Source organism: Parvularculales bacterium, assembly GCA_036881865.1.
Lineage (GTDB): Bacteria > Pseudomonadota > Alphaproteobacteria > JAPOUT01 > JBAJNM01 > JBAJNM01.
In genome coordinates this window covers 1-24,742 of record JBAJNM010000009.1, presented here as the reverse complement: position 1 = coordinate 24,742, position 24,742 = coordinate 1, and the positions used below count along the sequence as shown (strand labels likewise).

The window sequence follows — 24,742 nt, the reverse complement described above, 5'->3', positions numbered from 1 at the left end:
GCCTGCGACAAAAGGTTTACATCACTCGAAACTGCCAGTACGTTCGGATATATGTGGCAGCAAAGCAGAGTCCACAGGCGCGTAGCGTTTGTCGGATAGTACAACTCATGGATTTTTCCCCGTCTATTTGTCTCTTACGTCGCGTATCGGTTCTTGCGTTTATTACGGGTGTGGTGCTGGCGGGTTGCACCTCCCCTCTATCGTCTCCTACACCGGCTACACAAACTTCCGAGGGTCCGGCGACGACCTCCGCTCTTGTTTCTTCACCGGAGGCGATAGGTCAGGGGGGTAGAGTGCGCATGGTTCTTTTGCTACCGTTGAGTGCGCAGGATGACTCTGTTCGGCGCACTGCTACGGCGATGTTAGACGCCGCTCAAATGGCTCTGTTTGAGGCTAACCTGTCCACCCTTGTGTTAAAAACTGCGGATACGCGAGGAACGCCGGACGGTGCACGCTATGCAGCGGAAGAGGCGGTGCGTGCGGGTGCGGATATTATTTTGGGACCATTGCTCTCTGGCGTGACGGGCGTTGTTGCCGATGTTGCGCGTCCTCATGGAATTCCTGTGATGGCATTTTCTTCTGATAAAGAAATAGCCGGTAATGGTGTTTATTTGATGGGCTTTCCTCCGGAGCAGGATGTAGATCGTATTATTCGTTTTGCTGTTAGTGAGAATTTGTATAATTTTGCGGCGTTTGTTCCGGAAGATCGTTATGGAATGCGTGTTGCTCAGGTGTTTGAAGAAGAGGTAGTGCGGGTGGGGGGTAGTGTTGCAGCATTACAGACCTACCCTCGTGTAGATATTGATGAACTACTGGAGGCTGTACGCTGGTTCTCTTATTACGATGTGCGTCAGAAGCGTCTGGAAGAAGAGCGCTCGCGTCTGGAAGAACAGCGCTTGCGTCTGGAAGAAATCTCTCAACTGGAGGCGTATCAACCGGTGCAGGAAAACTCTCGACCGGAGGCGTATCGACTGGAAGTTGGTGGGCAGGAGTATGAACAGGGGCAAAATCTCTTTGCCTCTGCTACCACCCTTGAAGAAATTGATAAAACTCTTGAGGAACTTGAAGATCGTGAGACCCTTGGACAGCCGCCCTATCAGGCACTCTTGCTACCGGAAGGAAGAGAAGAAATTCACGCCATAGCACCGTTATTTCCTTATTTTGATGTTGACCCCCGCGAGGTTCAGTTTATGGGCACGGGGTTATGGGATTCTGATAATTCTCTTCTAAAGGTGCCACCCCTGAAGGGGGGATGGTATCCGGCTCCACCTCAGGGTCCTCGGGAAGATTTTGAGCGCCGCTATACGGGAATCTTTGGCTATGCGCCGCCGCGTTCGGCGATCCTCGCTTATGATGCTCTTCAGATGGTAGCCGCTCTCTATAGAATGCGCCCTAGGAAGGAAACATTCGGTGCGCCTCGCTTTTCCGCCGCAGATATTACCCATGAGGAAGGATTTAGCGGGATTGGAGGTGATTTTAAATTTTATCCTGATGGTTTGATAAATCGGGCGCTGGCGGTTTACGAAATCCGCCCCGATGGTGTTCATATGATAGCTGAACCTGAATTTTCAGAAGCTCAGGCCTTTCTTGCAAGACCGCCCGTGTCCGCAAGACCGCAAGCCGATTTTCAGGGGTTAAGATAGTCGCTGTCGGCTAAGAGGGTAGCAATAATGTTATCCAGAACCAAAACGCCTCGCAGAGTTGCCCCGAGGCGATTTTCTTGTTGCCAAATGAGGCCGTCCTTCATCAGTTTTTCTACCAAGCGGGCATTAAGAGGCTTGCCGGTCAGACGGGTGTATTTCTTCAGGCAAACGCCCTCCGTAAGCCGCAACCCCATCATGATGAGTTCTTGTCCGCATACATCTCCATTTAAAGGCTCTATTACTTCAAGTCCGTGTCCGGCGCTCTCCACACGGGCAAGCCACGCATCCGGTGACAATATGGTGCGGGTGGCAAAGCGCCGGTTGTCATATTCAATGCGTCCGTGGGCCCCGGGGCCTATACCGGCATACTCGCCACCGTTCCAATAGGTAAGATTATGCCGACACCGGTTGACCTCCTGACCATGGCTGGATATTTCATAAGCAGGCATGTTGGCGGCAGCGCAGATCTCGCGGGTGATTTCAAATAAATCCGCCAATCGGTCTTCGTCGGGCATGGCAAGACGTCCGCGCTCACGGGAACGGTAAAAGGGTGTGCGCGGCTCTATGGTCAGTTGATAGAGAGAAAGATGGTCTGTTTTTTCAGCAAGAGCACGTTGGAGTTCCCCCTCCCAGTCAGCTAAACTTTGTTGAGGCCGTCCATATATAAGGTCCATGGATACAGTGTCAAATATTCTTCTGGATAAGCGCACGGCTTCAAGGGCCTGGGTCGCCGTATGGCGGCGTCCCAAAAAACGTAACGCATCATCATCAAGAGCTTGTACCCCAAGAGAAATACGGTTTATGCCTGCACTTTGAAAATCTTTAAGGAGCGCGGTGTTCATACCGTCCGGATTAGCCTCCAGAGAGATTTCAATATTTTCTGCTACCGGCCAGATATGGGCGATATGGTCCAAAATGCCCGCCACCGTCTGCGGCGGCATCAGAGATGGCGTGCCGCCCCCGAAAAAAACGCTCTGCACCACGCGATTATGCGCTCCGATATTGTGCGCTCCGATAAGGGAGGCTGTATGGTCAATTTCCCGCAACAAGGCATCCCGCCATTGTTGCTGGTCGATGGAGCGCTCCTTGTGGACGTTAAAATCGCAATAGGGGCAAATAGACCGGCAAAAGGGCCAGTGAATATAAATCCCCAAAGGGATGCCATTAAGGTGCGCGGAGGGTGAAGCATGCATGAATCAAATCGTGAAAAGCACGGGCGCGGTGAGAGATGGTCTGTCTTTCATCGGGCGACATTTCGCCAAAAGTTACACTATGGCTCTCAGGCTGAAACATGGGATCATACCCAAACCCTTTTCCCCCCCGTGGAGGCCAGACAAGAACGCCGTGAACATATCCTTCAAAAACTTCTACGTGATGATCAGGCCAGACAAGAGCCAGAGCGCTTGTAAAGTGGGCACTGTGATCGGGGTTTTTGGTTTTCTCGACTTCTTGCCACAAACGCGCCATGGCATCGTCAAAGTTGCGCTGTGGTCCTGCCCACCGCGCAGAGTATAATCCGGGGGCCCCGTCAAGGGCAGTTGCAGACAAGCCGGAATCATCCCCCAGCGCCGGAAGCCCCGAAAGAGAAGCCGCTGCCCGTGCTTTCAGTATGGCGTTTTCCTTAAATGTCGTGCCGGTCTCTTCCGGCTCGGGCAGCCCGAGGGTGGCTGCTGATACGCCGGATACGCCATGAGGTGTTAAGAGATCATCGATCTCTTTAATTTTACCCTGGTTATGGCTGGCCACAACGAGTTGATCGCCGGAAAAAATACGCGGCATAATTACGATATAACCTGCTGCCAATGCGCAAAACACGATTTATTCACATACCGGAAAATTCCCGATTTAAGTGTGATAGCGTGTATTCTGCCGGGCAATCGGTCCGATGAACACATAAAAACTCCCGTAAGCACAACAGTGCTGGAAATATGATAGGCACATGAATATATGTGGACTGGTAGTATAATGATGATGGCAATTTACACTATACCAGAAACGGAGCGGAGTGGGTCATGAGGCCGAAATCTGTCACAATCCGGGATTTGAATGAACGCTCACGGGTGATATTCCGCCAGATTGTAGAAACCTATCTGGAGACCGGTTCTCCGGTAGGCTCACGTCTTGTGAGCCGCGATTCTATCGTCTCGCTGTCACCGGCTTCCGTTCGCAGTATTATGGCGGATTTAGAGGATATGGGGTTGTTATTCTCGCCTCACGTAAGTGCCGGCCGTCTGCCTACCGATGCCGGCTTACGGCTGTTCGTGGATAGTCTGATGGAAGTCAGCAACCTCACCACGGAGGAGCAGGCCCGCATTGAGGGTCATCTTACGGGGGCTGGCAATAATGTTGACGATATTCTCAATGAGGCTCTGAGTTTGCTTTCGGGTTTAAGTCATTGCGCCAGTCTTGTTCTGGCACCCAGACAGAACGTTGGTTTGAAGCATATAGAGTTTGTGCCTGTGGAGGCAGACCGGGCTCTGGTTGTTGTTGTGACGGAAGAAGGACAGGTGGAAAATCGCTTAATTGATGTGCCAAAGGGCTTGCCGCCTGCTATGTTGGTGGAAGCCGCTAATTTTCTCAACCGGCATTTGCGGAGTGGTAGTTTTGAGGAGGCTCGTTCGCGCATTCGTCAGGAGATGAAAACACAACGTTCAGAATTGGATGAACTAACGCAGCGGGTCATAGAGGCGGGGTTGGCGACATGGGCAGGTGTTCAGAAATCGGGCAAGGCGGGGGAAGGGGAGTCTCTTGATAAAACGCTGATTGTCAGCGGACACTCCCGTCTTTTGGAGGATGTCACGGCTATGGAAGACCTTGAGCGGGTCCAGTATCTTTTGGATGATTTAGATCGCAAGGAGGATTTCATTAAACTACTGGAATTGTCCGAACGTGCAGGAGGCATCCGGATTTTCATCGGCTCTGAATCGTCATTGTTTTCATTGTCAGGATCATCAATGATCGTAAGCCCCTATTGCAATGCCGATAGACGCATCATTGGTGCTCTGGGAGTGATCGGGCCTACCCGGTTGAATTATGCGCGTATTATTCCGGTGGTAGATTTTGCCGCCGGCATGATAGGCCGCCTGTCGCGATGAGGCCGCTACGATGATATGAATACTCTCTCTTCTCTTCCGTATAAAATCTGGTAAAACTACACTGTAGATAAGGTTATTTTGATCGATGGACAACACAACTTCTTCCCAATCTTCCTCTGCACCTTCTTCAGGCGGGCTTGACGATGAAAGCGCCGTCGCCAATGAGGTGAAAGGGGAGGTGAAAAGCGGGTCGGCGGATGCTCCGCCTGATGAGAGCGCACAGGAGCAGGACCGGAGTGCCGGGTCTCAAATGGCGGCCGGCGATGACAAAGAGGGTGCAGACAAGAATGGCACCGGCAAAGAAGGGGAGTCACCATCAGGCGAACCGCCGGATGAGGATGTCCCGGATGAAGATGCCGAGGACGATGTTGCCGCCCTGAAAGAAAAACTACTGCGGGCCATGGCTGAGATGGAAAACACCCGCCGTCGTGCCGAGCGCGACAGGGCTGAAGCGTGGCGTTTTGGTATTATGAAACTGGCCCGCGATATTTTATCTGTTGCGGATAATATGGAGCGTACGCTTGAGGCGGTGCGGGGTCAGGCTGAGGAGGGGCCGGATACTGTGAAGATGCTGGTTGATGGCGTAGAGGCCACCCGGCGGGAGTTTTTATCTATTATGGAGCGTCACGGGGTGAAGCCTGTTAATCCGAAAGGCGAGCGGTTTGATCCTAATTTTCATGAAGCCCTGTTTGAAATGCCGGGAACGGATCTGCCGGCAGGTCACGTTGTAGAAGTAGTGCGTGTCGGTTATGTGCTTGAGGACAGGCTTTTGCGTGCCGCTCAGGTGGGGGTTGCAAATGCCGAAAGCACCGGGGACGATAGTACTGAGGATGACAGGACTAAGGACGAGAGTGCAAGTATCGGCAGCGGTAATAATGATAATTCTGAGAGCAATGAATCCTGACAACGGGAATAGAAAACGTTGAATAGAGACCCATCACTGGAAAACCGTTTGATTACCGTCTTTGGCGGTTCAGGTTTTATTGGACGTTATGTTGTGGGGCGTCTGTCTAAGCGGGGATACCGTCTTCGGGTGGCGGTGCGCCATCCTAATCGGGCTCCCTATCTAAAACCCATGGGCGAGGTGGGTCAGATTGATGTAGTTGCCGCCGATATTACCAACCCCGCCTCGGTGGAAGCCGCACTGGAGGGAGCATGGGGATGCGTCAATCTGGTTGGTATTCTCTATGAAACACGACGCCGGACATTTAATGCTATCCATCATCAGGCTGCAGCCTCTTTGGCGGTCTGTGCATCACGCCGTGGCGTTCGGCATTTTGTTCATCTGTCTGCCATTGGTGCCGATGCAGAATCGCGTTCTTCCTACGGCCGTTCAAAAGCCCGGGGTGAACAGGCCGTCAGAGAATCTTGTCCTGAAACTGTAGTGGTGCGTCCTTCCGTAGTGTTTGGTCCGGAAGATGATTTCTTTAACCGTTTTGCCGCTATGGCGCTTCTGGCCCCGGGCCTGCCTTTGATCGGCGGGGGGCATACACGGTTTCAGCCGGTCTATGTGGGAGATGTAGCACAGGCCGTATGCGCTGCCTTTGAAGATGAAGCCGCCCCGGGCCGGATTTATGAACTTGGAGGGCCGGAGATATATAGTTTTCGCTCCTTGATGGAGATGCTGCTCAGGATGATAGGACGTCGGAGAATGCTCGTTCCTGTTCCTTTCGCGGTTGCCCGGTTGATGGGCAGTTTTTTGCAGTGGCTACCGTCGCCGCCGTTGACGGCAGATCAGGTTGCGTTGCTTGAGTATGACAACATCGTCAGCAAAGAGGCTCTTGCGGAAGACCGCACCGCACAAGGACTTGGCATAACGCCTACGGGGCTGGAGGTGATAGTACCCACCTATCTGGAGCGGTTTCGCACAGGCGGTCATTTTGCCGACCGCTACAAAAAATCATAGAAGGTAAAAGAGATCGCTCCGGGCACTCCGTCAGGAATAGTGAAAAGTTTTCTTATATAAAAGGGTCGTGTGCCCATTGCAGAAGAGCTTGCCGTTGTCTGGGACGGCAGGACAGATCTCCGCGGTCACAATTGGCTCTAATCTGTCCGGCATGACGCGCAAAAGATTTCCATCGCCTGATTTGAGCCTGATCTGTCTTTTCAATTCTGCGCCCCAGATAATAGCGGCAATACCATTGAAACCACCCTCTCGGGTCAGGGCCGATAATCCATCCTTTTTCTTGCCATACCTTTAGGGATTGGCGGCTCTTTACGCCAAAATAATTGAGTTCGGGGTTTGATGTTTTACTTGTTTTGGCATTTTCAAACCAGTCGCCCGGCAATTCGTCCGTGCAGTCATTGCAGTATTTTCCCTCAAATACACCAAGAGCCATCATCTCTTTGGGGGTACAGTGAGGGCTAAACTCCGGATCAAAATCCTTTCCCACCGGTTTGGAAAGAACATACGCATACCCTTTTTGCATAAGGTCATTAACAATTATTTTGTCACCGGTCTTGTAAATCACTTTACTCATGCATGACTCATACGAAGCGATTCAATCAATTTTTTAATGACCTCTTCTTTTATACCCGGCATCATCCTGAATAAAGCCAGCCTAACAATGCTGCCCCCAGCACCAGACGGTACACTACGAAAACTGTCAGGTTGATATGCGCTAACAGGCGCATAAAAAATGCAATGGCGGTCAATGCTGCCAGAAAAGACAAACCCGCTCCCAACGCCAGATCGGCTAAATCTGCGCGGGTTCCTGTCTCGAAGGCGTGCAATCCCCCTCCCAGCCCTGCACCGGCAATGGCCGGAATGGCCAGCAGCATGGAAAAACGTGCCGCCTCCTGCCGGTCATACCCGAGGGCGCGGCTCATGGTGATGGTAACACCGGCCCGGCTGGCTCCGGGTATAAGGGCGCACATTTGTGCTATTCCGACCAGCAACGCATGAGGCGCTGTCATGGTTTGAAGGTTACGTGTGTGTGCCCCTGTTTTGTCGGCGGCATATAAAAGCACGGCAAAAATGATATTGGCCCAGGCAATCACCACGCCCGTGCGCACCATGTCAATATATCCTCCCGCCAATACTATGCCGCCCGCAACGCCAAGGGGTAGACTTGCCACAATCAGCCATAATAAAATCCGTCCCTCCGGAGAAGGCTTGCCGGCAACAAGACCCGGAGTGCTTTTGGCAAGCGCCATGATGTCATGCCTGAAATAGACAAGTACGGCCAACAAACTGCCCACATGAACGGCAATATCCACATGAACGCCGCCATCCGGCGAAACCCCGAAAATATGAACAAGATTCAAATGGCTGGATGAACTAACCGGCAAAAATTCCGTTATGCCCTGAATGACGGCCAGAAGAATAATACTCTCCACAGGCAAGATAGAAATTCCTTCTTATGGAGGCGTGGCTTTTATGGAGGAGCAAGAGTGGTCAGACACTGTCAGCTGCGCCGCTCCACCATCATTTTCTTGACCTCGGAAATGGCTTTGGCCGGAGACAGTCCTTTGGGGCATGCTTTAGCGCAATTCATGATGGTATGACATCGGTAAAGCCGGAAGGGATCTTCCAGATCATCCAGACGCTCGCCGGTAGCCTCATCCCGGCTATCGACCAGCCAGCGGTAGGCATGAAGAAGTGCGGCCGGACCCAGATAGCGGTCACTATTCCACCAATAGCTCGGACAGGACGTAGAACAACACGCACACAGGATACACTCATAAAGACCATCCAGTTTTTCGCGGTCATCATGGCTTTGCCGCCACTCCTTGCCGGGTTCCGGTGTCTCCGTGTGTAGCCATGGTTCGACAGAGGCATATTGTGTGTAAAAGTTTGTCAAATCCGGCACGAGATCTTTAACCACCGGCATGTGGGGCAGGGGATAGATTTTGACATCTCCCTTAATTTCATCAACCCCGCGTAAACAGGCCAGCGTATTAACGCCGTCGATATTCATGGCGCAGGAGCCGCATATTCCCTCCCGGCACGAACGGCGAAAGGTCAGCGTGGGGTCCGTTTCATTTTTGATTTTAATGAGCGCATCCAGAACCATCGGCCCGCATTGCTCCATGTCTATGGTGTACCGGTCAATGCGGGGGTTGTCGTCATCATCCGGGCTCCACCGGTAAATCCGGAAAGTCTTCGCGCCGGAAGCCGCCTCCGGTGCGGGCCAGTTTTTACCCTCCTTGGGTCGTGAATTGCGCGGTAATCTCAACTCAACCATTATTCATATCCTTGTTCAAAGAACTAATATACCCGTTCCTTAGGAGGAATATATTGTACATCATTACTGAGCGTGTGGTTATGCACGGGCCGGTAATCCAGCCGCACGGCACCTTGATCATTGACCCGGGCGAGGGTGTGTTTCATCCAGTTTTCATCATCACGGTCGGGATAATCTTCCCGCGCATGGCCTCCCCGGCTTTCTGTGCGTTTGGCGGCGCCCTCCATGGTAACGAGAGATTGCACAATCAGATTATCAAACTCCAGGGTTTCCATGAGATCGGAGTTCCAGATGAGAGAGCGGTCGGATACGGAAATATCATCAATGCCCTGATAGACGTTATTGATCAGCGTCCGCCCTTCCTCCAGAACGTCGCCGGTGCGGAAAACGGCGCAATTATTCTGCATGACGCGCTGCATGTTCAGGCGTAGCTCGGCGGTCTTCGTGTTGCCTGAGGCATGACGGAAACGGTCAAGACGTGCAATGGCATTGTCACCCGCCTCTTTTTTAGGCTCCGGATGACGCTCGCCGGGAGTAATCAGCTCGGACGCCCGCAAGGCCGCTGCGCGGCCAAACACCACCAGATCAATCAGGGAGTTAGACCCCAGCCGGTTGGCACCGTGAACGGAGACACACGCCGCTTCTCCTACCGCCATCAGGCCGGGCACGGTAGCATCGGCATCTGTGTCGGTGGGGTTAATCACCTCGCCATGATAGTTGGTGGGAATCCCTCCCATGTTGTAATGAACCGTCGGCAAAACGGGAATAGGGTCACGCGTGACATCAACACCGGCAAAAATACGCGCTGACTCGGAAATTCCCGGCAACCGTTCGGCAAGCACCGCCGGGTCGAGATGATCCAGATGCCGATAGATATGATCCTGCTGCGGCCCGACACCGCGCCCTTCGCGGATTTCGACGGTCATGGAGCGCGAGACAACATCGCGGGAGGCCAGGTCTTTGGCGGAAGGCGCATAGCGCTCCATGAAGCGCTCCCCCTCGCTGTTGACAAGATAGCCGCCCTCGCCCCGCGACCCTTCGGTAATCAGGCAGCCCGAGCCATAAATGCCGGTGGGATGAAACTGGACAAACTCCATGTCCTGCAAAGGCAATCCGGCGCGCAGGGCCATGGCGGAACCATCGCCGGTGCAGGTATGCGCCGAGGTGCAGGAGAAATACGCCCGTCCATAACCCCCCGTAGCCAGAATGGTCTGATGTGCGAGAAAACGGTGCAGAGAACCATCCTCCAGCGACAAGGCTACCACGCCCCGGCACCGGCCGTCCTCCATCACCAGATCAATAGCGAAATATTCGATGAAAAACTCTACCGAGTGACGCAAAGACTGGCCATACAGCGTATGAAGGATGGCATGTCCCGTACGGTCGGCCGCCGCACAGGTGCGCTGTGCAATCCCCTCGCCGAAATTGGTGGTCATTCCCCCGAAAGGACGCTGATATATTTTGCCTTCTTCCGTGCGGCTGAAAGGAACGCCGAAATGCTCTAACTCGTAGACGGCCTCCGGTGCATGGCGGCACAGATATTCGATGGCGTCCTGGTCGCCCAGCCAGTCGGAACCTTTTACGGTGTCATACATGTGCCACCGCCAGTCATCCGGCCCCATATTGCCCAGTGCTGCCGAGATACCGCCCTGTGCGGCAACCGTATGACTGCGCGTTGGAAATACTTTGGTGATACAGGCCGTCTTGAGACCGTTTTCTGCGCACCCCAGCGTAGCCCGCAACCCGGCCCCGCCTGCACCGACAACAATGACGTCAAAATAATGGTCTGTCAGTTCATACGTAGACATTGGCTTGTCCCTCAGGCTGCGCCCGTCAGGGTCAGGCGTAACACCGACAATATGCAAACGACCGCCAGCACCACGACAAAAGCCGTGTTGGCGATCAGCGATAGCACTTTAAGGCCCTCGTGATGAACATAATCTTCAATAATGACCTGCATGCCCAGACGCATGTGCCAGAGCCCGCTGATAATCAGAAGCAGAAGCGCCGTTGCAATAAGAGGATTGCTAAAATAGGCGCGCATCTCCGCATAGCCGGAGTCGGCATTCACAATGATGGAAACCAGAATAATCAGCGTAAGGGGAACATTGGCAATGGCCGTTAATCTTTGCCGCCAGAAGTGTTCGGTGCCGTCTTTGGCCGCCCCCAGCCCTTTGACGCGCCGCAGGGGCGTCTGCATGTCCTGATTGTTTTGCATCCCCTGCCGTCCCTTAACCCTGTCCGCCCGTGAGCGTCAGGACGAACGCCCAGATAACAAGCGTCAGTATAACGGAGCCTGTCAGCGAGGCCTTTGCCATGAACTCGACAACCGGCAGGTCAAAACCGCGTCCAGTATCCCACAAAAAATGCCGCAGGCCGCCGAGCATGTGATGAATGAGCGCCCAGGTAAAACCGAACAGCATGAGTTTTCCGATGAGGCTGCCGGCGAAAGCCTGAAACACGCTATAGGCTTCCGGTCCCGAAGCGGTGGCGACCAGCCACCATGCCAGAAACAGGGCACCAAAATAAAGCGCACCGCCGGTGATGCGGTGCATGATGGAGAGCATCATGGTGAGCATGGGGCGGTAGATCTGAAGGTGGGGAGAAAGCGGACGTTGTTTGAGGTCTGATGACGCTTTTCGTGTTTGAGACATATTATTTATAGAACTTCCCGCAGGAGGTTGCCTTTATTGTGCCACGGCTTTGAGTATATCACCCCGCCTCCCGTTCGCAACAGATATAAAATTACACTGTCAGAGGTTCGGCGGGCCATAAATAATGACCGCACACACTTTGGGACGTATCTCCCGTCATGACGTCCAGAATATAGCGGGCTATGATGCGTTCGTTATAGACACCGTGGGCCTTGGCATGACCCCGGGCGGCAATGGTTCGCGCCATGCTGTCGTTCTCGGCATAATAACGCACCTTGTCTATCAGCTCTTCAGTGTCATCAAAGAAGACCATTTCATTGTCGTCATAAAGAGCCTGAAGACCGGTAGCGCCGTGGGTGAAGGTCAGCAATCCGTTTCCGGTATATTGCGCTATTCTGTCAGACGCATAAAGGGGCATATCATTGCTGCGGCTCAGATTAAGCCCCATGCGGCAGGCGGACAATTCTTCAAGATAATCCGCTCCCAGCAAAGAAGGGTTACCGCTAAAACTCCAGTAGCTGAAACTGAGGTCCGGCAGGGCGCGGCGCAAATCTTCGGCGGTTTTTATTCTGGGGTCGGTGCTTTCGCCCGTCATGGCGGCAAAGACGTGGGCTTTTGGGGTTGGGTTTTCAAACGCGCGGTAACGCTCGCAGGAGGCATCAACGGGATTAGGAATAAACGCTACCCTGTTATGAGGCCGTGCGAACTGGCGTTGATCTTCGCCCGATGAGGTTAAAAAGAGTGTGTCCACCACGTCGGCAAAGCGGTGGAGTTTTTGTCGTGTACTGGGTTGGGTTGGCAGATCTACCGAGCAATAGGCGATTTTAACGTGGGGGTATTTGTGGCGAATTTCGCGGAGGGTTTCATTTTTTATAATATCGGCGTGGAGAAGAAAGATGACATCCGGTTTGAAATGATCACACGCCATGAGAAACTTCCGGTTTGTTTGCCTCACTCCCAGAGTGCGTGTGTGGAATATATTGGAGGCGCGGGCGATATCTCTGTCCGAAAAAGGATAAACCATGTGCCCGGTCCGGTTAAACCCGGCTGTCAGTTTTCGGATGACGCTGTAAAAGAAGCGTCCCTGATCACGGTCGTCGTAATTCCCGGCGCATAAAATACGCAAGGGATCTGACAATCCTTGTTTGGTTTCGTTATACATATTAATGATGACCCGACGTGAGTATAACATAAAGGCACATCCGGCATAACAAGGAGAAGTTGAACTCATGGAGACGTTACAAACAAGCGAAGATCGTTTTAGAGAACGTTTGGCACCGGTTTTGGAGCTTGTTGACGGTCATGACGTTGAGGGGTCCGAAGCGCCGTTGCGTAGTGCCGTTACGAGCTTGCAGGATGCGGAAATTGCTCATCTGTTGGAAATGTTGCCTCCGAGGCAACGCACGCTTGTGTGGAATTTGCTGGACCCTGATATTGCGGCGGATGCTCTTTATGAGGTAACCGATAGCGTTGCCGAATCTCTCATTCAGGATATGGAGGAAGACCGTCTGGTGGCCCTCTGCCGGATGATGGACCCTGAAGCCTTAAACGAGATTGTCGATGGTCTTACCGGAACTGTCGTAGAGCGGCTCCGGAAAAGTCTGCCGCCGGCCCGCCGGCGGTGGCTGGATATGATTGCAGGCTATCCGGAGGAGACCGTAGGCCGGTATATGAGTCCGGATATGCTTGTGATTGGAGAAGCCTCCGGCATTCAGGAGGCGCTTACATTTCTGCGTGGTCTTGATTCCATTCCCGACCATACCGATCAGCTGTTTGTGATTGATGAAGCGCGGCGGCTGGTCGGCGTGTTGCCTTTGACGTCGCTCTTGACGTATGGGCCGGAGCAATCCGTAGCGGACATCATGACCCGTGATCCGGTTTATGTGCGGGCCGGTGAGGAGCTGGGTGATGCGGCATTGGCCTTTGAGCGTTACGATTTGATATCGGCACCGGTGGTTGATCGTCATGGTCAGTTGATGGGCCGTTTGACGGTAGATCGGATTATGGATGTGGTGCGTGAGGAAAGTGAAGAAGAGGCGTTTAACCGCGAAGGCTTGCCGGGGGATGAAGACATTCTGGGCCGCGTTTTTGAAAGCGCCCGCCGCCGGTGGTTGTGGTTGTGCCTTAATCTGATGACGGCTTTTTTCGCCTCCCGCGTGATTTCACTGTTTGAGGAAGATATTGAACGTCTGGTGGCTCTGGCAACCCTGATGCCCATTGTTGCCAGCATTGCGGGCAATACGGGCAATCAGACCATCGCCCTTATGGTGCGGGGGCTGGCGCTCGGGCAGATCGGGGGAAGCAATGTTATGTACCTGTTCCGCAAGGAGTTGATGGTCGCTCTGGTCAACGGCCTGCTATGGGGTGGTGTGATGGGGCTCATTACGTTTTTTCTGTATGGCTACCCGTTACTGGGGGGCCTGATGACGGCCGCGATTACTCTCAACCTGCTGGTGGCCGCTCTTGTGGGCGTTGCGGTTCCTTTGATGATGGAACGGCTGGGGCGTGACCCGGCGCTGGGGGTGAGCGTTATTTTGACCTTTGTGACCGACAGTTTCGGCTTTTTGATTTTTCTGGGACTGGCCGCTTTGTTTCTGCCCCTTTTTGTTTGAACGAGCGGTTCAATACCGTTGCTAAAAATCTGCATGCCGGATTTTTGCAAATAAATCTGAGACGGTATTGCATAGGCAAAGCCGTATAACGCATTTGTGAACTGCCGGTATGAAATTTTTTTACGGGATACCCCTACAATACACTCCACGGTTCGGTTGACCCGGGCCCCACGGGAGGGGCGGTAGCCGTTACCGGGGCGTCAGAAGCCGGAATTCGGCATCAGGAATAATGAGCTGTCTGACCTTCTGGGCAGTGATGGCGAACGCCGGAGCCGTTCGCCATCCGTCATTAACAGATCATTAACTGAACAGGAAAACCGGATCGTCGCAGGCGCTCTGTTTTCCGGATAGATAGGCAATGAAAGGATCTTTGTTATGAAGATACAACATGCTCGGCGCCCGCCTTTGGCGCCCGGAAACAAGACGAAGGACAATAGCAGCTCCGGAGGCGCGGAGCGGCAGCAACATCAGACGGAGATTGACAGATGAGCAACGGGAGAGAACAGCGTGTGAGCAAAGTGCCGAAGCAATTTCGTAAACATGCCTTTAAGAAGGGGCAGGGGGGCAGGCCGCCGGGTGCGCTGAACAAAAAAACGCTGACGGTTGGCGAAATACTGCAACAGGCATTTGAAAAGAGCGGCGGTTATGATGCATTGGTCAGGTTCGCGAAAAAGAACCCGAAAGCGTTTTATACGAGAATTTGGATAAAACTGCTGCCATACGAGATGAAGGCGAAGAAGGCCCGTGAGTCGGTCCCTCATCATGAGAGGCTTGAAGCGAGGCTGGAGGAAGGAAGGCGCCGCGCGGCAATATCGGCGGACAGCGATAGAGAAGAGGAGACCGCAGGACTTGACGATGTTCCGCAGCAATTGCGTAAACATGCCTTTAAGAAGGGGCAGGGGGGCAGGACGCCGGGTGCGCTGAACAAAAAAACGCTGGCGTACGTCGATTTGATACGGGATGTATTTGAAGAGATTGGCGGTTTGGATGCATTGACCGAGTTCGCGAAAAAGGAACCGCTGGCGTTTTTTAGAATGTGGATAAAACTGGTGCCATACGAGATAGAGGCACGGCAGGCCCATGAGTCGGCCTGTCATCATGAGAGGCTTGTAGCGAAGCTGCACGAAGGTAGGCTGCGCGCGGCAATGTCGGCGGACAGCGATAGAGAGTAGGGTCCGCCACGCTTGTCCTCACCGAAGGTGCTCTGTCTTCCGAAAAAAGGCTCAGCCGTAGGCTGCTGTTGAGCGAAGCGAAACTACCCCGCAGGGGTATTATAGGAGACAGCATTCATCCGGTGGATGAATTTACAGGGGTGGACGAGTATTACAGACCTGTCAGCGTGAAACCTAACGGCATCCTCCGCGCCTCGCTTCACCGGGGAGTAGATGTAAATGCGAACCGCATCACGGGGCGCTGATGATGGCCCGGGAGAGCGTCCCGGGTAAGTGTCTAGCGGTCTGCCGCGAAGGCACCCAGCAGGGCCAGATTATTTGCGGCTTGCACACCGAAAGTTCCACCAATGGAAGCGGGTTGAGTGCTTCCTCCTTCCGTTCCATAAAACCTGCTTGTCCACTCACCCGTCAGGGCCACCGGGGTGGCACCGGTGGTCATCGCGCTTGTAGTCCCTTGACTGTATCCGGAATTTCCACCGCTTGTTCTAATATTAACCATCTCTAGATCAACCGAAGTGACGGGCGCAGCCCCTCTCTGGAACCGGAAATTATCGACCGTTCCTTCAACATTTCCGAAGTCGGTGTTACTGGCAACTTTAAAATCGGCTACGATTCTAACATCTGCCACAAACGGATTTGTGCTTTGGCCCGGAACCAGAGCGGCCCCGACGGCGTGACCATTATAAGTGGCCGTTCCGGTAACCGAGGGCAGATTGTCCTGATTATAGACGAGGCCGGAGGTACTGTCTGCAAAAGCGCCATAAGTAGCTGTTCCGGCATCCGGTACTTCCGCCCAGATGCCCCAGGCGATATATTGGACGGTGGCGTTATTCTCTCTGTTGTGTGCCAGAATGGCCGTCCTGTCCCCGTCCCCGTCATCATGCAGCAGGATCACTTCCTCAAAGGTGTCGGCCCCGGCAGGGAGTCTGGTTTTTATTGCCTTGTCGTAAGTGTTACCGGTATCCAGAAACGTTCCCCCCGCAATATCCAGCTCGTAGGTTGTTGTGCCTGATGCCGGGATGTTGACCGTTGCGGTGGCAACAGCGGTGGTGCCGGAGGACATGGTCACACTACCCGCATCACCACCCTCAACACCCGAAGGTGCGGCAAGAGCGTTACCGTTCGCCGCCAGGCGGGCCGCGCTCAGGGCGTTATCACCGTCTTGCGATAAATTCGCGAACGAACCCAGTTGCCCGTCCTCAATCACTATGTTGTCGCCCGTCACCATGGCGTCGGGCACCACCGGGGCCCGTACACCGCTAGTCCCTCCCCCGCAGGCGGCCAGAAGTGCCATTGCAAAAGTTGCTGTCATAATCCGGATGATATTCATACTATTGTCCTTTCGGTTGTCATGACTCGGCGGAGCCGCCTCCGGCCGGGCCTGTTCAGATTTCTTTTTGCAATACCCCTCAAGGCCGTATCATCCGCTTTTCAGCGAAGCCTGCCTGTTCGGGGCTGTTGTCGGTTCCCATCCACTTCACGCCGGGTTCTGCGGTCATAATACACTCTGAACCGCATCCGGCAAGGGTTTATCGGCACACCCCCTCATTTTCTCTCACACGGGCCTCTGTCGCCCGGCCGGTCGATATCATGGGATTTTTCCCGGTTTATGGGCTTTTTTTGCGCCGGAGGCGTCATGATGCCGTAATCGCGGGGCTCCCTGAATTCGGAAGCCGCAATTTTCCGGATAAATTGCACAGTCAACGTCCCCGGGGAATTGACCGCCGGGTGCACAATCTCCGCCCCCGGTGCCGGTAATGACAACGTCATGGCATTCTGCATTGCTGTCAGTTGTCGTGTTGAAAGTGGCTGTCCGTTCCCTGATCATGTCCATAGTGTCATGTCCATGGTCATGGCGGTTTCCCTGACGTTTAACAGATCGTGACGTTTAACGGCTGAAGCGTGGCCATGATTTTATGCCCCTTTTATGCGTTGACAAGATATTGACGCGTTTTTACCCTGTATCATGGCTGATCGGGTGATTGGATAATCCGGTGACATCTCCATGATGCACGGACCGGAGATTCGCAACTCTTATCCGCGCTTGAATGATCGCGCGGCGGGGTGGTTGCGTTTTTTGCACCGCAAGGCGACAACCCCCGACGACTGGTCCGAAGACGGCGAACCTCACCCGTGGTGGGATGGTGCCTCGACACCGCCCATGTTGAGTTTTCCGCGCTTTGACTTGTCCGAATCCTGCTATGCCATCGGCGTCATGGCCGACAGAACACCGGCATGGCGCGAGGTCTATGGGGAGATTCTCAACGGTCTCGCCGAACGTCATGTGACCTATTGGGCGGCAATTGACTGGCTCACCCAGTTCGGCCCCGACCCGCGGCGTAAATCCTATCCTCAGGAATGGATTGATGCGCTCATACCCGAACATCTGGTCGGCGAGTATGACGTCCCCGGCTGGGTTGCCAATGATATCGAGCCGTGGGGAATGCAGCCTGACCCCATCGGCGCGGACGGTAATTTATTCTTTAAGGGATGGTTGAATCTCATTCAGTCCCTTCACGCCTATGTAACGGGAGAGGACAAGTGGGGCGACCCGTTCATGGTCGCGGGCGTTGACCGCGCCCGCTTTGAATGGACCCAGCACAGGATTGTCGAGCATCTGGTCAGCCAGTGGACCGCCAGCCCTCTGGGGCCTCATTGCGAGAATACGAAAATCTGGCCCTATTGCCTGTCGGCGGCGGGACTGGGGCTTCAGCTCTATGATGCGGTTTTTGGCAAATCGTCCCATCATGTTTACGGACGGTGGCTGGAACACAATAAGGATAGATATTTCGGCATCAGCGGGGAGGGGAAACTGGAGTGGGCTCCCATGTATTACGATCCTCTGGTTGATCACATGCAGACGACGGCACCGCCCATGGGGTTGGCGATTTCATTTTACATGATGCCGCAGGCGCCGGCGTTTGCCGAGTTTTTATACCGTGCTGCCGTCAGTTTTCTGGGGTGGGATAATCCGCAATCTCCCGTACTGGAAATGCCTGACCCGCGCTTTATGGCTCTCGGGCTGGCGGTCTCGCGGGAATATGGTGACTATGTAACCGAGGCGCGGTTGAGGGATTATGCCGAGCGGCACTTCGAGCCCCGTTTTTTTGGCAGGGACAACGGGGATTTCGGTTTCTGGTTTAATCTGGGCGAAGACTGGCCCCGCGGGCAGATGTCGTCATTGGCGATGGTAGCGGAAGTCGGAGAGCCCGGTGCGTGGCGTAATCTGTTTTTGCACCCCGATCTTGATAAGCACCATGCGCCGACCGTCGAGGGTGTTGACTATCCTTCTCTGGGTGTCGCACAGGCGTGGAATGATACCCGGGCCGGTCAGTTGCAACTAACCGTTTTTGCGGGCAATGCGGAGGCCCGTGGAAACCGTACATCTTTTCGCGTGACCACATTGCCCGATGCCGGCAATGTCAGGATATTGTGTGACGGCGGCGGGTTTTCGTCGTGGCGGGCTGTGGATGAGAGAACCATCGAGATTGAGACGGATATTAACGCCCATTCTTTTCAGATTTATACGGGCTACAGGAGTGATGGCAATACGCGGAACAACGGAGCGGAAAGGGTTGACACACATGGCGCAGCAGAAAACGGAGCATCAGAAGCACGCTTTATGGGCGAAGCGTCTCGGGGAAGCCCTCAGGCCGCTGGCGGAACCTCTGGCCATATCCTTTTACGCTCCGGGGGATGCCCCTGTTGCCCCTCCGCCGCCGGGAGTGTCACCGCCGCCGCCTGACGCCACGGGCCGGACGGGAAGCGTTCCGGCGGGGTGTGTTTTCTGGGTTCGAACGGCTCAATACCGTCGCCAAAAATCTGCATGCCGGATTGTTGGCGACGGTATTGCATACACAAAGCGGCTGCTCCCGCTTTGTGTCCGTGAGAACGAATATCTCAGCCCTATCAGGGACTGGTCATGGTAGTATCTATTATCGCCCATTTGTCGCTGAATTACCGCCATCTGTTAAACTATGTCCGGGCACGGCTCGTTGCGGCTTTTGGCGGTGTTCTGGTGACTCTTCTGGTGCTTGTTTATGGGGTCGCCGTTAATAACGAGGTTCCGCACGGGAATGCGCGCGGATGAAATGACGGCGGCATTGCCCGGTTCGCGGTTGGGAGAGATTATCGGGTTACTCGAGTCCGCCGTTGCGCTTAACCGGGCAATGGGCCGCTATGCGGGCGAAGATGCCCGCCGTTTTACTGGTGTCAAATCGTCCTGACAGAAGAGGTTCAAAAATAATGTTTAGAAAAATTGTTGCCGTTTCATTATTCGTTTCCTTTGTTGCCATGGCCACATCCGGGCTGATGATGTTTGTTATCGAAAAGCCGTCGTTCACCATACAGATGCATCCGGTCCATAAACTGTTCGGACTGGTCATGGTAGCGTCTGTGATCGCTCATCTGTCGCTGAATTACCGCCATCTGTTAAACTATGTTCGGGCGAGACTCGTTGCGGCCTTTGGCGGTGTTTTGGTGACTCTTCTGGTGCTTGTTTATGGTGTCGCCATTAATAACGGGGTTCCGCCGGAGATCGCCATCCCGATGGATGCTCTGGCGGCACAGGCCGAGGACGCAAAATAGGCGCTCTTAGCGTTTAACGGCGCGTCTGAAACGTCACTCTTGTATGCTAGGAAGAGACGGCAGGTGTCTGCCCGCTTACCACTTGAAGCTGACGCTGGCTCTGCTGCCGAATTTTCTCTGTTTCAGGCCAAAGCCGCCGGCTACGGCGGCGGTGACACGCTTTGCCAGCCGGACCGACCCGGAGACTCCGAAAGCCTGCGCTGAATCATATTGACCATAGCCGGCCGTAAGACTGAACCTCTCGCCGGGCAACAGGGGGGCCGCATCGGCCATTGCCATTGATATGGCGACGCCTTCACGCACAACATCCACATCCTGTGCCAGTCCTTCAACCCGGTTATCCAGTTCCATCAGGTTGGACTGGTTTGTTGTTGCCAGAGCGTGCGTGGTTGTAATCCGCATCTCATGGTCATTTAACGTATCGGTCGCGGCATCTATCCACTCACCATGGGCATCTAACGTTCCTTTATTGGCAGCTATATCAACTCTATTGGTCTCTATATTTGCGGTATGGATTTCATCCTGCGCTATCCGGGCTTCTCGCTCCATCCTATCCGCATCTATCCGGGCCATTTCCTCAGCATCTAGTTCCTCTTGTGTAACGTCGGCCTCTCTCGCTTCCCACATATTAGCAGTATCGTCCCAGGTAAGAACGTACTTTTCTTCACGATTACCGGATAAATCAACATCGCTTAATCCGCCAAGGTCGTTATCTTCCGCTGTCCACATGTCGGTAGTGTCGTCCCATTTAAGAACCTGATTATCTGTAGCGGCAGTAGAATCAACATTAGCTAAATCGCCAAGTTCCAGATCTGCCAGTTCCTGATCCGTAGCATAGGTAGCATCCAGATCGGTATCTACCCAGTCATTGCCATCGAATGTAAGAGCATTACCACTTTGTGCTCCGGATACATCAATATTGTTTAAATCGCCAATATCCGCAGCAGCTATAGCATTTGTAACATCATCTGCAGTTTGCGACGAGCCTTCCAGCGTAGTTATTCTGTTGCCCAGATTCGTATCCGCATTTGTCCGCGCAGTTCTTTCATTTGCCAGTTCAAGATCCGAAGCAAGGCCATCATTCGCCCCACCACTGGACTCCGAGTTCAGGGTAGTGCGCAGATTATCTATTCTGGTGTTCGTGTTGCTTACGCTCGTCGTCACGGTATCTATTCTGTTGCCCAGATTCGTATCCGCATTTTCCCGGTTAGTTATCTCTGTATTTAACGCAGTCGTATCTGCCTTGGTACCTACCGTCGTTGTCAGAGTATCTATTCTTTGGCCCAGAGCCGTATCCGCCGTTTCCCGGTTAGTTGTCTCTGTACTTACCGCACTAGTAATATCATTCATCGAAGTCCCGGTTTCATCAGCTGCCAATTCCCATGTACTTGTAGTGGCGTTCCATTTAAGAATCTGATTATCTGAAGGAGCAGGTGCGTTAACATCGTCTAAATCGTCAAGATTATTCTTAGCATCGCCGGTCCGGACATAGCTGTCTAAAGCACTCGGATTTAGCTTGCCATTTGCCTCCGTATACGCTTCATTGGCTCTCCGTCCAGCTTCATTTGCCGCTGCACAATTAGTCGCCGCATCTCCGGTAAGCGATGAACAATCTACCGCCGTATATACCGTCTGTGCCCGTGCATCGCTGCCGGTCAACATCACCCCGCCGACGGAAAAGGCGAAGGCCGCCGCAATGCCGACCGAAATCATACCCCGGTAAAAAGTAGAGGTTCCCGAAAAAATGGAGTTCTGTATCATTACGTTCTTCCTTTTCTGATTCTTCATTCTGTCATTGTGAGTGCCGTGTCAGAGTTCCCCCGGGGGTGGAATCGCATCGCAGACACTCAGCCTGCCGCCGGCGTATAGATATGTGCCATCATCCTGATTGAGATCTTTCCCTGCCAGGGTGGAATCCGGTCAAGTGCAAGGATTCCGTTAAATTCATTACCAGCCTCAAAATAACCCTTTTCAAACGGACGTCAAGCACTAATAGGGGTAAAATCCGTATAATATGCCCGAAAAACGGCGTTCAGGGCGCCCCGGATGCCATGAGAAACGGGCAAAACCGGCAGGAGGTGTAACCGGCAATCCGTAGGCGAATCACCGCTTATCGGCTCCGTCGGGTCAATAAGGAAATCCGCATGCCGGCTCTGCCGTAGGCAGCTCCGTCAGGCTTTTTGCAAATAAATCTGAGACGGTGCGGCGCAGCCGGACGGTGCAATAGCCCCTTCGGGGTGCCGTCAGGCATTTCGAAGCCCCGTACCGGTTCAGGGAATATAAAACCCTGAGTATATAAATCCCCGGATTAAGGCTATGTAACATAAACGGATGAAGGTCAGGGAACATAAAAACGTGAAAAACAGCAAACTGCCCGGTATTAGACCACCTGCCGCCAAACCAGTGGCCGCCAGACCAATGGGTGCCGGAGTGTTAAATCCTGACCGGACCATGTCGGCAGGGTCGTGGACCCTGTTGATCGTGCTTTCGGTACTGTGGGGCTCGTCGTTTTTCTTCGTCGCCGTTGCCGTTGAAGAACTGCAGCCTTTTACCATCGTGTTTTTTCGGGTTTTTCTGGCGGCCCTTGTTTTGGTGGTTTTTATTTGGGCCGGTGGTGAACGATTGCCCGCCACCCGTAAAGCGTGGTCGGCGCTTGTTGTCGTGGGGCTGTTGAATAACGCCGTTCCGTTTTCGCTGATTGCATGGGGGCAATCCCATATTGCATCGGGGCTGGCGGCGGTCCTGATTACCATGAGCGCTATTTTCACTGCCGTTCTGGCGCATTTTTTTACAGAGGATGAGAAACTTGCCGGTCACCGTTTTGGCGGTGCCGTGGTCAGCCTTGCAGGCGTTGCGGTCATTGTCGGCGGACAGGCGCTGGAGTCGTTAGGCGTTGATGTTCTGGCGCAGGGAGCCGTGTTGGCGGCGGCACTGTGTTATGCCTTTGCGGCCATTTATGCGCGTCGGGTTTACGGGCTGGGGGTAACGCCGACGGCCATGGCGGCGGGTCAGGCGGTGGTCGCGGCGGTGGTCCTGTTGCCCCTTGTCGTGTGGATTGATGCCCCGTGGCAGCTGCCGGTTCCGGGTGTTTGGACCATTGTCTCGGTTATTTGTCTGGGTGTGCTGTCATCGGCGGTGGCGTATTTTATCTATTTTAAACTCCTGTCTGATGTCGGCGCGGCGAATGTCACGCTGGTCACGGTTCTGGTTCCGGTGAGCGCGTTAATTCTGGGAATTCTGATTTTGGGAGAGATTTTGACCGTGCGGCATTTGGCGGGAATTGCTCTTGTCGGGCTGGGTCTGGCGATTGTTGACGGCCGGCCATGGCGGTTTATGGCGTCGCGGTTTTCGGGGGGATAGGGCCGGTCAGGGCATTCCGGTTTCCGGAGCGGAATCTGACACGGATGCATGGTAGTGTAATGGCCGGAAGTGAGTTCGGAGGGAACAGGGGCAGGATGAAATTACCCGTTGTCGAAGTTTTGAGAGAAACCTATGAAGGGTTCTTCCGCCATGGAAGAGCCATGATGCGTCTGGTCCGGTACGCCGCTTTAGCCTATGTCGCGCTGATTATTCTGCAGGCGGCTTATTCGTTGGGGCTGGAGTTCTATTATCACTATTATGAAATTCGTACTCTTGCGTTGCTGGGGTATGGGATTATTTTGCTTCCGTGGTTAATTTTCCCTTTGTTTGCCGTTCCCTGGAGCCGGTATATCATACTGGGGGAACGCAACGCGGGTTGGCGCGGCTATTATCGGCGCTATCTTCTGGCGACGGTGGTTGTATCCTTGCCGGGCATTCTGTTAATTGCAGGAACGGTTTTCGGTTTGATCGTCATGGACGGTGCTGACCGCACTGCCGGTGTTTTAAGTGTGGGCATATTTCTGTTCTTTTTATTGGTGACACTTTATTTGCAGGTGCGCCTGAGCCTGTTGTTGCCTCTTACGGCGGTTAGGGGAGGTCTGTTGATCAAAGAGGCCTGGGCAATGACCGGGGGAAATTGCGGGCGGTTGTGCCTTGCCACTGCGGGCGCAATACTGCCGGTGTCTGTGGTTTTTTATCTCGTTTTTTCACTTGTGTTTGTCCTTATGTTCACTGTTCTGGGCAGCGCGGAAGGTGAGGCCGGTCTTCTTCTGCCGGTCTTGTTTATTCTGCTGTTTTTCGTTGTCTCTCTGGCAAGTTTCCTGCTTGTTACTTTATTGTTTATTTCCGTTTTATCTGTTTCTTATCGCCATCTTTCCGTGCGCCCCGCAACATAAACAACGGCAAACATACGTCGGCAAGCATAGCAGCGGCCCGCGGCACACTTCCCCTCCGGCTCCGGAGCCATAAAAAATAATTCTGCGACGGAATCCGGTCTGCGGTACGTTTAACCTTGTATGGAACATGAATAGTGCCGGCCCGTATTTGAAGGGACCATGCCTGACTCCGGTGATGATTTTGGTGTCGGGCAAGCGGGTGATAACAAGTGGAGATAACGGGTGGAGAGGTGCTTTTGGATTCGGGCTTGATCGGGTTTCAGGGCAGTGTTGAGTAAGCAGGAGAATAGAGGAGAATAGATATGACAATGGACAATACCAATAATAATCCGGAACTTGAGGCCGCAGGCCGTCGCTGGAAACGCTGGAGGTGGGTTTTGTATGTTTCCCTGGCACTGAATCTGTTGTTGGTTGGTATTCCGGTTGGTTTTTTTGCTTTTGGTAAGTCGGAATATCGCGCTCTTATGTCGTCCATACCTGCCGATGTGCGTAGGGATATTCGCCGAAGCCTGAAAGACGCACGGCCCGCGATCAGG

25 protein-coding genes are annotated in these 24,742 nt (G+C 53.6%); 14 read left to right on the top strand and 11 right to left on the bottom strand.

All coding sequences use genetic code 11. From position 1 onward, the window contains the following. Nucleotides 1-107 precede the first annotated feature (107 nt). The gene (locus tag V6Z81_03735) at nt 108-1,643 is read left to right on the top strand and encodes a penicillin-binding protein activator (protein ID MEG9861599.1); all 1,536 of its coding nucleotides are present in this window, start codon (nt 108-110) and stop codon (nt 1,641-1,643) included. Here V6Z81_03735 and hemW read toward each other — a convergent pair. Together hemW and rdgB are read right to left on the bottom strand one after the other, a co-directional pair. Then, the gene (gene hemW / locus V6Z81_03730) at nt 1,628-2,836 is read right to left on the bottom strand and encodes a radical SAM family heme chaperone HemW (GenBank protein ID MEG9861598.1); all 1,209 of its coding nucleotides are present in this window, start codon (nt 2,834-2,836) and stop codon (nt 1,628-1,630) included. The two genes, V6Z81_03735 and hemW, sit on opposite strands and share 16 nt — an antisense overlap. Then, on the bottom strand, nt 2,808-3,422 hold the full coding sequence (gene rdgB, locus V6Z81_03725; GenBank protein ID MEG9861597.1) for an RdgB/HAM1 family non-canonical purine NTP pyrophosphatase: 615 nt from the start codon (nt 3,420-3,422) through the stop codon (nt 2,808-2,810). Before rdgB ends, hemW begins: the two co-directional genes overlap by 29 nt. A gap of 233 nt (nt 3,423-3,655) precedes the next feature. Here rdgB and hrcA point away from each other — a divergent pair, with 233 nt between their 5' ends. The 3 genes from hrcA (at nt 3,656) to V6Z81_03710 (ending at nt 6,644) form a co-directional block, all read left to right on the top strand. Continuing rightward, nucleotides 3,656-4,738, top strand: a complete 1,083-nt coding sequence (hrcA, locus tag V6Z81_03720) for a heat-inducible transcriptional repressor HrcA (GenBank protein ID MEG9861596.1) — start codon at nt 3,656-3,658, stop codon at nt 4,736-4,738. A gap of 85 nt (nt 4,739-4,823) precedes the next feature. Further along, nucleotides 4,824-5,642, top strand: coding sequence for a nucleotide exchange factor GrpE (gene grpE / locus V6Z81_03715; protein MEG9861595.1), 819 nt, complete (start codon nt 4,824-4,826; stop codon nt 5,640-5,642). An 18-nt stretch (nt 5,643-5,660) separates the two neighbouring features. Further along, entirely contained in the window at nt 5,661-6,644 is a 984-nt protein-coding gene (locus V6Z81_03710; GenBank protein ID MEG9861594.1) for a complex I NDUFA9 subunit family protein, read from the top strand. Nucleotides 6,645-6,696: 52 nt separating this feature from the next. Here V6Z81_03710 and V6Z81_03705 read toward each other — a convergent pair whose 3' ends face one another. The 7 genes from V6Z81_03705 to V6Z81_03675 all read right to left on the bottom strand — a co-directional run bounded on the left by V6Z81_03705 (nt 6,697) and on the right by V6Z81_03675 (nt 12,771). After that, on the bottom strand, nt 6,697-7,218 hold the full coding sequence (locus V6Z81_03705) for a hypothetical protein (GenBank protein MEG9861593.1): 522 nt from the start codon (nt 7,216-7,218) through the stop codon (nt 6,697-6,699). Between the two features lie 61 nt (nt 7,219-7,279). Then, complete coding sequence (locus tag V6Z81_03700; GenBank protein ID MEG9861592.1) at nt 7,280-8,077, bottom strand: undecaprenyl-diphosphate phosphatase; 798 nt, start codon at nt 8,075-8,077, stop codon at nt 7,280-7,282. A 68-nt stretch (nt 8,078-8,145) separates the two neighbouring features. Continuing rightward, on the bottom strand, nt 8,146-8,925 hold the full coding sequence (locus V6Z81_03695) for a succinate dehydrogenase iron-sulfur subunit (GenBank protein MEG9861591.1): 780 nt from the start codon (nt 8,923-8,925) through the stop codon (nt 8,146-8,148). Between the two features lie 23 nt (nt 8,926-8,948). Next, nucleotides 8,949-10,733 carry a succinate dehydrogenase flavoprotein subunit gene (sdhA, locus tag V6Z81_03690; protein ID MEG9861590.1) on the bottom strand — a complete coding sequence of 595 codons (1,785 nt, stop codon included), beginning with the start codon at nt 10,731-10,733 and terminating at the stop codon, nt 8,949-8,951. An 11-nt stretch (nt 10,734-10,744) separates the two neighbouring features. Continuing rightward, a complete protein-coding gene (sdhD, locus tag V6Z81_03685) occupies nt 10,745-11,143 on the bottom strand; it encodes a succinate dehydrogenase, hydrophobic membrane anchor protein (GenBank protein MEG9861589.1) in 399 nt (132 codons plus the stop codon). A gap of 13 nt (nt 11,144-11,156) precedes the next feature. Next, nucleotides 11,157-11,579 (bottom strand): succinate dehydrogenase, cytochrome b556 subunit, encoded by a 423-nt coding sequence (gene sdhC / locus V6Z81_03680; GenBank protein MEG9861588.1) that lies wholly within the window; start codon nt 11,577-11,579, stop codon nt 11,157-11,159. Between the two features lie 91 nt (nt 11,580-11,670). Continuing rightward, on the bottom strand, nt 11,671-12,771 hold the full coding sequence (locus V6Z81_03675; GenBank protein MEG9861587.1) for a glycosyltransferase: 1,101 nt from the start codon (nt 12,769-12,771) through the stop codon (nt 11,671-11,673). A 37-nt stretch (nt 12,772-12,808) separates the two neighbouring features. Here V6Z81_03675 and mgtE point away from each other — a divergent pair, with 37 nt between their 5' ends. The 3 genes from mgtE to V6Z81_03660 all read left to right on the top strand — a co-directional run bounded on the left by mgtE (nt 12,809) and on the right by V6Z81_03660 (nt 15,608). Beyond that, nucleotides 12,809-14,191, top strand: coding sequence for a magnesium transporter (gene mgtE / locus V6Z81_03670; protein ID MEG9861586.1), 1,383 nt, complete (start codon nt 12,809-12,811; stop codon nt 14,189-14,191). Between the two features lie 509 nt (nt 14,192-14,700). After that, entirely contained in the window at nt 14,701-15,363 is a 663-nt protein-coding gene (locus V6Z81_03665; GenBank protein ID MEG9861585.1) for a hypothetical protein, read from the top strand. A gap of 68 nt (nt 15,364-15,431) precedes the next feature. Further along, nucleotides 15,432-15,608: a hypothetical protein gene (locus V6Z81_03660; protein ID MEG9861584.1), complete on the top strand. Its 177-nt coding sequence runs from the start codon at nt 15,432-15,434 to the stop codon at nt 15,606-15,608. 32 nt (nt 15,609-15,640) lie between these two features. On the opposite strand, the gene V6Z81_03655 is transcribed toward V6Z81_03660, so the two are convergent. After that, on the bottom strand, nt 15,641-16,693 hold the full coding sequence (locus tag V6Z81_03655; protein MEG9861583.1) for a hypothetical protein: 1,053 nt from the start codon (nt 16,691-16,693) through the stop codon (nt 15,641-15,643). Between the two features lie 675 nt (nt 16,694-17,368). On the opposite strand from V6Z81_03655, the gene V6Z81_03650 reads away from it, so the two are divergent. The 4 genes from V6Z81_03650 (at nt 17,369) to V6Z81_03635 (ending at nt 19,950) form a co-directional block, all read left to right on the top strand. Then, nucleotides 17,369-19,108 carry a hypothetical protein gene (locus V6Z81_03650; protein MEG9861582.1) on the top strand — a complete coding sequence of 580 codons (1,740 nt, stop codon included), beginning with the start codon at nt 17,369-17,371 and terminating at the stop codon, nt 19,106-19,108. 177 nt (nt 19,109-19,285) lie between these two features. Continuing rightward, a complete protein-coding gene (locus V6Z81_03645) occupies nt 19,286-19,453 on the top strand; it encodes a hypothetical protein (protein MEG9861581.1) in 168 nt (55 codons plus the stop codon). Beyond that, nucleotides 19,440-19,589, top strand: coding sequence for a hypothetical protein (locus tag V6Z81_03640; protein ID MEG9861580.1), 150 nt, complete (start codon nt 19,440-19,442; stop codon nt 19,587-19,589). The genes V6Z81_03645 and V6Z81_03640 overlap by 14 nt, the downstream gene beginning before the upstream one ends. A gap of 19 nt (nt 19,590-19,608) precedes the next feature. After that, a complete protein-coding gene (locus V6Z81_03635) occupies nt 19,609-19,950 on the top strand; it encodes a DUF4405 domain-containing protein (protein MEG9861579.1) in 342 nt (113 codons plus the stop codon). A gap of 75 nt (nt 19,951-20,025) precedes the next feature. On the opposite strand, the gene V6Z81_03630 is transcribed toward V6Z81_03635, so the two are convergent. Beyond that, nucleotides 20,026-21,711, bottom strand: a complete 1,686-nt coding sequence (locus V6Z81_03630) for a YadA-like family protein (protein MEG9861578.1) — start codon at nt 21,709-21,711, stop codon at nt 20,026-20,028. Nucleotides 21,712-22,305: 594 nt separating this feature from the next. Between V6Z81_03630 and V6Z81_03625 the strand changes: the two genes are divergently transcribed. The 3 genes from V6Z81_03625 to V6Z81_03615 all read left to right on the top strand — a co-directional run. Further along, nucleotides 22,306-23,310 (top strand): DMT family transporter, encoded by a 1,005-nt coding sequence (locus tag V6Z81_03625; GenBank protein ID MEG9861577.1) that lies wholly within the window; start codon nt 22,306-22,308, stop codon nt 23,308-23,310. A gap of 95 nt (nt 23,311-23,405) precedes the next feature. After that, nucleotides 23,406-24,206: a hypothetical protein gene (locus V6Z81_03620; protein ID MEG9861576.1), complete on the top strand. Its 801-nt coding sequence runs from the start codon at nt 23,406-23,408 to the stop codon at nt 24,204-24,206. 302 nt (nt 24,207-24,508) lie between these two features. After that, a partial coding sequence (locus tag V6Z81_03615; protein MEG9861575.1) for a hypothetical protein occupies nt 24,509-24,742 on the top strand: 234 nt, incomplete at its 3' end.

What these genes read in the sequence shown, in the direction of transcription:
- sdhD (MEG9861589.1), bottom strand. Translation starts at nt 11,143, where the DNA reads ATGCAAAACAATCAGGACATGCAGACGCCCCTGCGGCGCGTCAAAGGG.
- V6Z81_03705 (MEG9861593.1), bottom strand. Translation starts at nt 7,218, where the DNA reads ATGAGTAAAGTGATTTACAAGACCGGTGACAAAATAATTGTTAATGAC.
- V6Z81_03650 (MEG9861582.1), top strand. Translation starts at nt 17,369, where the DNA reads ATGATGCACGGACCGGAGATTCGCAACTCTTATCCGCGCTTGAATGAT.
- V6Z81_03655 (MEG9861583.1), bottom strand. Translation starts at nt 16,693, where the DNA reads ATGAATATCATCCGGATTATGACAGCAACTTTTGCAATGGCACTTCTG.
- V6Z81_03640 (MEG9861580.1), top strand. Translation starts at nt 19,440, where the DNA reads ATGCGCGCGGATGAAATGACGGCGGCATTGCCCGGTTCGCGGTTGGGA.
- V6Z81_03645 (MEG9861581.1), top strand. Translation starts at nt 19,286, where the DNA reads ATGGTAGTATCTATTATCGCCCATTTGTCGCTGAATTACCGCCATCTG.
- V6Z81_03735 (MEG9861599.1), top strand. Translation starts at nt 108, where the DNA reads ATGGATTTTTCCCCGTCTATTTGTCTCTTACGTCGCGTATCGGTTCTT.
- V6Z81_03620 (MEG9861576.1), top strand. Translation starts at nt 23,406, where the DNA reads ATGAAATTACCCGTTGTCGAAGTTTTGAGAGAAACCTATGAAGGGTTC.
- sdhA (MEG9861590.1), bottom strand. Translation starts at nt 10,733, where the DNA reads ATGTCTACGTATGAACTGACAGACCATTATTTTGACGTCATTGTTGTC.
- V6Z81_03630 (MEG9861578.1), bottom strand. Translation starts at nt 21,711, where the DNA reads ATGATACAGAACTCCATTTTTTCGGGAACCTCTACTTTTTACCGGGGT.
- V6Z81_03675 (MEG9861587.1), bottom strand. Translation starts at nt 12,771, where the DNA reads ATGTTATACTCACGTCGGGTCATCATTAATATGTATAACGAAACCAAA.
- mgtE (MEG9861586.1), top strand. Translation starts at nt 12,809, where the DNA reads ATGGAGACGTTACAAACAAGCGAAGATCGTTTTAGAGAACGTTTGGCA.
- hemW (MEG9861598.1), bottom strand. Translation starts at nt 2,836, where the DNA reads ATGCATGCTTCACCCTCCGCGCACCTTAATGGCATCCCTTTGGGGATT.
- V6Z81_03635 (MEG9861579.1), top strand. Translation starts at nt 19,609, where the DNA reads ATGTTTAGAAAAATTGTTGCCGTTTCATTATTCGTTTCCTTTGTTGCC.
- grpE (MEG9861595.1), top strand. Translation starts at nt 4,824, where the DNA reads ATGGACAACACAACTTCTTCCCAATCTTCCTCTGCACCTTCTTCAGGC.
- hrcA (MEG9861596.1), top strand. Translation starts at nt 3,656, where the DNA reads ATGAGGCCGAAATCTGTCACAATCCGGGATTTGAATGAACGCTCACGG.
- V6Z81_03695 (MEG9861591.1), bottom strand. Translation starts at nt 8,925, where the DNA reads ATGGTTGAGTTGAGATTACCGCGCAATTCACGACCCAAGGAGGGTAAA.
- sdhC (MEG9861588.1), bottom strand. Translation starts at nt 11,579, where the DNA reads ATGTCTCAAACACGAAAAGCGTCATCAGACCTCAAACAACGTCCGCTT.
- rdgB (MEG9861597.1), bottom strand. Translation starts at nt 3,422, where the DNA reads ATGCCGCGTATTTTTTCCGGCGATCAACTCGTTGTGGCCAGCCATAAC.